Genomic DNA, 1,100 nt, shown 5'->3' on the forward strand with positions numbered 1-1,100 from the left:
CCGCGAACACGGGCGAAGCCCGTGCCATCCACCACGGTGTTGGCTTCGCGGGCAAGCCCGCTTCCAGGCGGCTCACGCTGCGTTCTGGATTTACGTTGTACTTTCAGGCTGCGGTAGCACTAGATCGAGCCATGATGTACCCGTTCTGAGCATGGCATTTAACCGCACGATGAACGTTCTCATGCAGGCTACGATAGCGACTTTGGGAAGTTTTCCGCGCTCCCGCAGTGACTGATAACGAGCCTTGAGTGCTGGGTTGTATTTCATCGCCACAAGGCATGCCATGTACAGCGATCGCCTGACCGCAAATCGCCCGCCAGAGATAGAGCGCTTGCCCATGAATTTCCCGCTGTCGTGGTTGAAGGGCGCCACCCCAACCAGGGAGGCAATTTCTCTGGATTCAACCCGACCTAGCTCCGGCAGCAGCGCTATTAGTTTGCCCGCTGTCACCATCCCAATGCCTTTCACTTTGATCAGCTGGGCAACCCGTTCGTCGTTCAGCATCGCGATTTGCTGTTCGATCTCACACTCAACCCGTTTGATCTGCGCCTTGAAGTGTTTCAGGTTGGCATTCAGGTAGTTAGCAACTGCAGTCGATTGCACCTGCTTCAGGCGCCGCAGGTCGTCATCTCGCTGTTGAACCATCCGATCACGTTGCTGAAGCAACTCTCGCAGAAGCGCTCGTTCGGGGCTGACTCGCAGAGAGGGTTGATCTGGAATGACTTCGGCATAGTGCGCCAGAACCTCGGCGTCGATGGCGTCAGTCTTGGCCTTGATGCCTAAAGAGTCAGCGAATGACCTGGCTCGCCTGGGATTGACGCGTATGACCTTGTAGCCAGCGTCCTGTAGAAAACGCATGACATCTCGCTCGTAGCCACCCGTCGCCTCTAACAGGACGCGCTTGATACTGAGCTTGCGAAGGCTCTCCAGTAGCGCCTCAAACCCTGTTGGATCATTGCTTAAATGCATTTTGATGCCCTGTGGCCGCACCGCAGCATCAAGGGAGAGACTGGAAACATCGATACCCAAGAAGGAAGCCATCATCAAAACCTCCTAAACTCAACACAGTGAGAGGACTTTGGCTTGGCCCACGCTTGTGA

The 1,100-nt window shown here is 55.5% G+C and carries 1 protein-coding gene; it reads right to left on the reverse strand.

What is annotated here, in order from left to right:
* Nucleotides 1-90: 90 nt before the first annotated feature.
* The gene (locus tag RYH74_RS26270; RefSeq protein ID WP_237140963.1) at nt 91-1,044 is read right to left on the reverse strand and encodes an IS110 family transposase; all 954 of its coding nucleotides are present in this window, start codon (nt 1,042-1,044) and stop codon (nt 91-93) included.
* Between the last annotated feature and the right edge of the window lie 56 nt (nt 1,045-1,100).

It is taken from the genome of Pseudomonas sp. LSJ-87 (genome assembly GCF_032971465.1).
Classification (GTDB): domain Bacteria; phylum Pseudomonadota; class Gammaproteobacteria; order Pseudomonadales; family Pseudomonadaceae; genus Aquipseudomonas; species Aquipseudomonas putida_Z.

Coding starts and splice junctions, on each gene's coding strand:
- RYH74_RS26270 (WP_237140963.1), bottom strand. CDS start 1,044: ATGATGGCTTCCTTCTTGGGTATCGATGTTTCCAGTCTCTCCCTTGAT.